The 5,934-nt window shown below is 70.3% G+C and carries 6 protein-coding genes; 3 read left to right on the forward strand and 3 right to left on the reverse strand.

The window, feature by feature from the left end; all coding sequences use genetic code 11:
- Window positions 1–61: 61 nt before the first annotated feature.
- A complete protein-coding gene (locus AC3XYG_RS34795; RefSeq protein WP_489144471.1) occupies window positions 62–940 on the reverse strand; it encodes a LysR substrate-binding domain-containing protein in 879 nt (292 codons plus the stop codon).
- 17 nt (window positions 941–957) lie between these two features.
- On the reverse strand, window positions 958–1,920 hold the full coding sequence (locus tag AC3XYG_RS34800) for a sugar-binding transcriptional regulator (RefSeq protein ID WP_489144472.1): 963 nt from the start codon (window positions 1,918–1,920) through the stop codon (window positions 958–960).
- 234 nt (window positions 1,921–2,154) lie between these two features.
- On the opposite strand from AC3XYG_RS34800, the gene AC3XYG_RS34805 reads away from it, so the two are divergent.
- From AC3XYG_RS34805 to AC3XYG_RS34815, 3 genes are all read left to right on the forward strand, one after another.
- Complete coding sequence (locus AC3XYG_RS34805) at window positions 2,155–3,417, forward strand: L,D-transpeptidase family protein (protein WP_489144473.1); 1,263 nt, start codon at window positions 2,155–2,157, stop codon at window positions 3,415–3,417.
- A 67-nt stretch (window positions 3,418–3,484) separates the two neighbouring features.
- A complete protein-coding gene (locus tag AC3XYG_RS34810) occupies window positions 3,485–4,897 on the forward strand; it encodes an adenylate/guanylate cyclase domain-containing protein (protein ID WP_489144474.1) in 1,413 nt (470 codons plus the stop codon).
- Window positions 4,898–4,922: 25 nt separating this feature from the next.
- On the forward strand, window positions 4,923–5,483 hold the full coding sequence (locus AC3XYG_RS34815; RefSeq protein ID WP_489144475.1) for an isochorismatase family protein: 561 nt from the start codon (window positions 4,923–4,925) through the stop codon (window positions 5,481–5,483).
- 40 nt (window positions 5,484–5,523) lie between these two features.
- Here the strand turns inward: AC3XYG_RS34815 and AC3XYG_RS34820 are convergent.
- The coding region (locus AC3XYG_RS34820; RefSeq protein ID WP_489144476.1) for a response regulator at window positions 5,524–5,934 on the reverse strand (411 nt) is incomplete at its 5' end.

Below are 5,934 nucleotides of genomic sequence, written 5' to 3' on the forward strand. Positions count from 1 at the left end.
CCGCGGCCGGCGCGCCGCCCATGGACTTAATGCTGTGCGAAAGGGCAGGAAATCTGCCGTGTCAGCCTTGCGAGCCGGCCGCGACCAGCCAGTCGGCAAGCGCCGCCAGGGGCGGGGAGGCGGCATCGGCCGTGCGGCGGCACAGGCTGTAGCCGGCGGGGCGGCGGGTGAAGCCCCAGGGCGCCGCCAAGCTGCCGCGGGCGATGTCGTCCTCGACCGCGGTGCGCGGCGCGACAGCGATCCCGATGCCGGACCGCGCGGCGCCGATGGCGAGCAGCAGGTCCTCGAAGACCTGCAGGCGGGCGAACCGGACGGGCGGCGTGCCGCTCTTGGCGAACCAGTCGTCCCATAGCGTCGGTGCCGACCGGCTGGCCAGGCCGGTCACGGTTGCCAGCCCGGTCGGCCCCAGCCGGGCGGCGAGGTCCGGCGCCGCCACCGGGCCGAACTCATCCGCCATGAAGCGCGTCGCCATGATGTCGGGGGCGGGGCGGTATTCGCCGCCCATGATGATGGCGTCCAGCTCCGGGTGCCGGGACAGCGCCTCGACCACCGTCATCGGCATGATGTCGATCTCGACCTGCGGCAGGGCGGCCTGCAGCGCCGCCAGCCGCGGCATCAGCCACCAGACGGCGAAGGCGGAGGGCACGCCGAGTTTCAGCGCACCGCGGTGGCCGGCATCCAGCTCGGCCGAGGCCCGCGCCAGGATGGCGAAGGCCGCTGCCACCGCCTCGGCATAGGCGCGGCCCGGCTCGGTCAGCACCAGGCTCCGGCCGTCGCGCCGGAACAGGGCGGTGCCGAAATGCGCCTCCAGCGTTGCGATCTGCTGGCGCACGGCACCGCGGACGACGCCGAGATCTTCGGCCGCCTTCAGGATGCTGCCGCGCCGCGTCACGGCCTCGAAGGCCCGCAGCGCGTTCATCGGGGGCAACAGGTGCGGCATGGGGGCGTCCCGGGCGGTCAGCCCAGCTTGACCAGGGCGGAGGCCGCGGTCTCGTCGGTGATCAGCCCCTGCAGCATGCCGCGCCTCAGCACGGCGTGGATGGTCGGCACCTTGACCGTGCCGCCGGCGATGGCGACGGCCGGGCGCTGCGCCACTGCGTCCAGCGACAGGCCGACCACCCGGTCGCGCAGCGGCGAGGCCAGGATCCGGCCCTCCGTGTCCAGGAAGTTGCCCAGCACCTCGCCGATCGCTCCGGCCGCACGCAGGATCTCGTATTCGGCGCGCGACACCACCTTGTCCTGCAGCACCGGCGCGGTGTCGTCGAGCTGGCCGATGCCGATCAGGATCGCATCCGCCCGGGCCGCCAGCGCCATGATCTCGCGGAACGGCTTCTGCTCCTCCAGCACCCGGCGGTCCTCGGCGGTCTCGGCGATCAGGGGCGCGGGCATCAGGAAGCGCTGGGCACCCAGCCGGTCGCCCAGCCGCATCACCACGTCGAACGGGTTGTAGGAGGAATCGCGGGCGATGTTGCCGGTGACCGACACCACTTGGTGCTGCGGCCGGGGCGACGACGCCATTTCCTCCACCGCGGCGCGCACGCTGCGGCCGTTGCCGACGCCGATCACCAGCGCCGCCTCGGTGTCGACCAGCCGCTCGATCCAGGTGGCGCCGGCGATGGCCAGCGCCGGCAGGTTGGCCTGGCCCGGCGCCATCGGGTCGGCGGGCACGACCTCGCAGAAGCGCAGGCCGTGCCGGCGGGCGATGCGCTCGCCCAGCTCCATGCAGGCCGCGATCGGATGGTCGATGCGGACCTTGACCATGCCCTCCTGCGCCGCGAAGGCCAGCAGCCGCTGCGCCGCCATGCGCGAGACGTTCAGCCGCCGGGCGATCTCGTCCTGGGTCAGGCCGGAGACATAGGACAGCCATGCCGCCCGCGCCGCCTGGTCGCGCTTCCTGTCGCTCTGGTCCATCCCCGGCATCTGCCATGCTCCTGCACCGCTGGAACCGGTGCTTCCCCCACATCTCCATCAATCCGGCGGTCGAGCGCAACGGTGGCGTTCGCCGGGGCGCGTTTTCGGCCCATGCCCAGTGCGGCGATGACACGCAGCCCGGCAATGATCGCAGGGATTGACGTTCCTGCAGCGGGAGGGTCGATTCTGTGGCAAAGAGCTGGGGCCGTCCAATGCCGATTCGGGACGGGAAGGAAGGGGAAGATGAAGATTCGCTGGGCGTTGGTGCTCGCGGTGGCCTTGGCGCCGCAATTCGCCATGGCCGGAACCAAGCCGACGCCGGTGCCGCCGGAGGACCATGTCCACGCGGTGCTGCGCCAGGCGCTGGAGCGGGCGCAGGCGGACCTGGACGGGCCGTCCGCCATTCCGTTCAACGCCACGTTGAAGCCCAGCGCCGTCGACCCCCGCGTGCCGATGCTGCGCGAACGCCTGGACGCTGTCGGCATCACGCTGCCGGCGCCGGCTCCGGCGCCCGCGATGTCCGTGCCCGCCGCGGCTGTCGTCCAGGTCAGCGCTCCCCAGACCGCCATCCCCCCTGTCGAGACCGCCGTGGCCGGCGATGGCCAGCCCGGCGCGACCGAGGCGGTGGCGACGTCGGAGGACCTGATCGGCCCGGTGGCGCCGGCCACGCTGGTCTATGACGAGGAACTGACCCAGCGGGTGAAGCTGTTCCAATCGCGCTGGGGGCTGCGCGACGACGGTGTCGTCGGCCGCCGCACCTTCCGGGCCCTGAACTTCACCCCGGCCGACGAAGCGCAGGCGCTACGCCAGACCCTGGCGCGCTATACGCCGCCGCCGGCCCGCGGCAAGTCGATCACGGTAAACGTGCCGACGGCGGAGATCATCGCCTTCGAGAACGGGGTCGAGGTGATGCGCACCCGGGCGGTGGTCGGGTCGCCGTTGACCCAGACGCCTATGATCCAGACCAACATGATCGCGGTGAAGTACAACCCGGACTGGACCGTGCCGCCCGGCCTGACCAAGAAGTACAAGGCCATGATGGCCGCCGGCAAATATGATGAGATGCGCAAGCACGGCGTGGTGGTGAAGACGCCGGAAGGCCAGACCTTCGACCCGGCGCAGGTGCCGCCGGATTCGGTCGGCACCATGGGCTGGAAGTTCTGGCAGCCGCCGGGCGACGCCAACGCGCTCGGCCTGCTGAAGTTCGAGCTCGACAACGACCAGGCGATCTACCTGCACGACACCAACAACCGCACGCTGTTCGCCACCGACAACCGGGCGGTGTCGAATGGCTGCATCCGGGTCGAGAACTATCTCGGCCTGGCCGCCTGGGTGCTGGGCACCGACACCACAGCGGTGGAGCGCGAGATCGCCCTCGGCAACACCCACTATGCCCGGGTGAACCGGATCCCGGTGCGGATGACCTATTACATGGCCTATCCCGACAAGGCCGGCGGCATCCGCTACGGCGAGGATGTCTACAGCATGGCCGACGGCAACAGCTGACAATCGCTGTCAGGAGCGGCGGCGGCGGCCCTGTCCGCCGCCGGGGCGGTGGGGTATGCTCCCGCCCATGTCAGACCACGACGCGCTCTTCGACGCCCTGCGCCGCTCGGCCGACCCTGCCGTGGTCGATGCCCTCGCGGATCTCGTCCGGAACGGCCGGGACGAGGCGCTGGCGCGGATCAACGCCCTCGGCTTCGCGACCGATCGCGGCCTGGACGAGGAACAGGTGATCGCGGCCCTGCTCCACGCGTCGCGGCTGGGCCTGTTCGAGATGTCCTGGAACATCCTGTGCCCCAGCTGCGGCGGCGTGCTCGACGCCAACGCCACGCTGAAGAGCGTGCGGCAGCAGGACTATCACTGCGCCTTCTGCAGCCTGACCAACGAACCGACGCTCGACGACACGGTCGAGGTCAGCTTCACGGTCAGCCCGCGGATCCGCCGCATCGCCGCGCATGACCCGGACAGTCTCGGCTTCTGGGATTATCACCGGCAGGTGTTCTATGGCTCCGGCCTGGCCTTCCCTGAGACCGGCGCGTTCGACGAGCTCAGCAGCAAGGCGATGCTGGAGACGGTCGAGCTGCAGGCCGGCGAGCGGATGATCCTGGCGCTGCAGGTCCCGGTGGAGCCCGTCGTGATCTTCGATCCCGTGACCCACACGGCCCATCTGATCGAGGTCGAGGGCGAGCCGACGGCGGAGCGCCGCGACCTGTCCCTGGTCTTCACCAGCAGCCATTCCGGCGTCGGCCGGTCGACCCTGTCCCCCGGTCCGCTGCGCCTCGTGCTGGACAACCGGACGGAGCGCCGGGTGCTGGTCGGCGTCTATGTCATGGGGCCGGAGATGTGCACCCTGATCGGCGGCCGCCGCCCGTTCCTGACGGCGAAGCGGCTGCTGACCAACCAGACCTTCCGCGACCTCTACCGGACTGAGACGCTGGACGTCGAACAGCGGCTCAAGATCATGAGCCTGACCTTCCTGTTCACGGACCTGAAGGGGTCGACCGATCTGTATGAGCGCGTCGGCGACCTCGTCGCCTACGACCTCGTGCGCTCCCACTTCCAGATCCTGAACGAGATCGTGGCGTCCGAGGCCGGGGCGGTGGTCAAGACCATCGGCGACGCCGTGATGGCGACCTTCCCGGTGCCGCACCGGGCGGTCTCGGCCGCGCTGCGCATGCGCGACTCCATGCGGCAGCTGAACGCGCGGCGGGGGGCGGAGGAGCTGATCCTGAAGATCGGCATCCATGAGGGGCCGTGCCTCGCGGTAAACCTCAACGATCGCCAGGATTATTTCGGCCAGACCGTCAACATCGCTTCGCGCGTGCAGGCGCTGGCCACCGAGGACAGCATCTTCGCCACCCAGGCGATCGTGCGGGATGCGGAATCGGCCCGGCTGCTGTCGTCGCGCGGCGTGGACACCCGGCCGCAGGACCTCACCCTTCGCGGCGTCGGCGACCGCGTGCCGGTCTTCGCGATGACCTGACGGGGCTGCGGAAGGAAGGGGAACCATGACCACGCTCGCGAACCGGCCGAACACGGCCCTTCTCGTCGTCGACGTGCAGACCGGCGTCGTCGCCGGGGCGCTCCGGCGCGATGCGGTCGTCGCGAATATCGGCCGCCTGGTCGAGAGGGCGCGGCGGGAGCGCGTCCCGGTCATCTGGGTCCAGCATTCCAACGACGAGCTGGTGAAGGGCAGCGACACCTGGCAGATCGTGCCCGAGCTGACGCCTGATGACGCCGAGCCGGTGGTCGAGAAGATCCACGGCGATGCCTTCGAAGGCACCGATCTGGAGACCGTGCTGTCGGGCCTCGGGGTCGGGCGGCTTGTCATCGTCGGCGCCGAGTCCGACTGGTGCGTCCGCTCGACGCTGCATGGCGGCTTCGTCCGGGGCTACGACGCGACCCTGGTCGGCGACGCCCACACCGCGCAGGACCAGTCGGCCTGGGGCGCGCCGCCGCCGGACCAGGTCATCGCCCACACCAACCTCTACTGGAACCAGCAGACCGCGCCGGGGCGGACGGCCGGGACGGTCGAGACCAAGGACGTCGATTTCGGCGGCAGGCCCTGAGGCCGTGCGACACGCGCCGACAGCCGGGCCGTGATGGCGGTCAGTGCGGCAGCGTCCGCGTCAGAATCTCGGCCAGCTGCCGGTCCATGAACGGCTTCTTCAGGATGGGCCAGTCGCGATAGCCCTCCTTCATGCTGTGGCCGCTATAACCGGTCGAGAAGACGAACGGCACCCCGCGCGCGACGAGCGCGTCAGCCACGGCGTAAGTCTTGTCGCCGTTCAGGTTCATGTCCAGCATGGCGGCGTCAAAGCGGTTCGCGTCGATCAGGTCCAGCGCCTGCAGGACCGTGGCGGCGGCGCTGACGTTCGAACACCCCAGGTCCTGCAAACAGTCTTCGGCCATCATCAGGACCAGCATCTCGTCCTCGACGATCAGAATGCGGCGACCCGTGAGGAGCTTATCCACGCGCGGCACGCGGCACGGGCACATCGATCGTGCAGACCACGCCCT

This window comes from Inquilinus sp. (assembly GCF_057815775.1).

Coding starts and splice junctions, on each gene's coding strand:
- AC3XYG_RS34815 (WP_489144475.1), top strand. CDS start 4,923: ATGACCACGCTCGCGAACCGGCCGAACACGGCCCTTCTCGTCGTCGAC.
- AC3XYG_RS34795 (WP_489144471.1), bottom strand. CDS start 940: ATGCCGCACCTGTTGCCCCCGATGAACGCGCTGCGGGCCTTCGAGGCC.
- AC3XYG_RS34810 (WP_489144474.1), top strand. CDS start 3,485: ATGTCAGACCACGACGCGCTCTTCGACGCCCTGCGCCGCTCGGCCGAC.
- AC3XYG_RS34805 (WP_489144473.1), top strand. CDS start 2,155: ATGAAGATTCGCTGGGCGTTGGTGCTCGCGGTGGCCTTGGCGCCGCAA.
- AC3XYG_RS34800 (WP_489144472.1), bottom strand. CDS start 1,920: ATGCCGGGGATGGACCAGAGCGACAGGAAGCGCGACCAGGCGGCGCGG.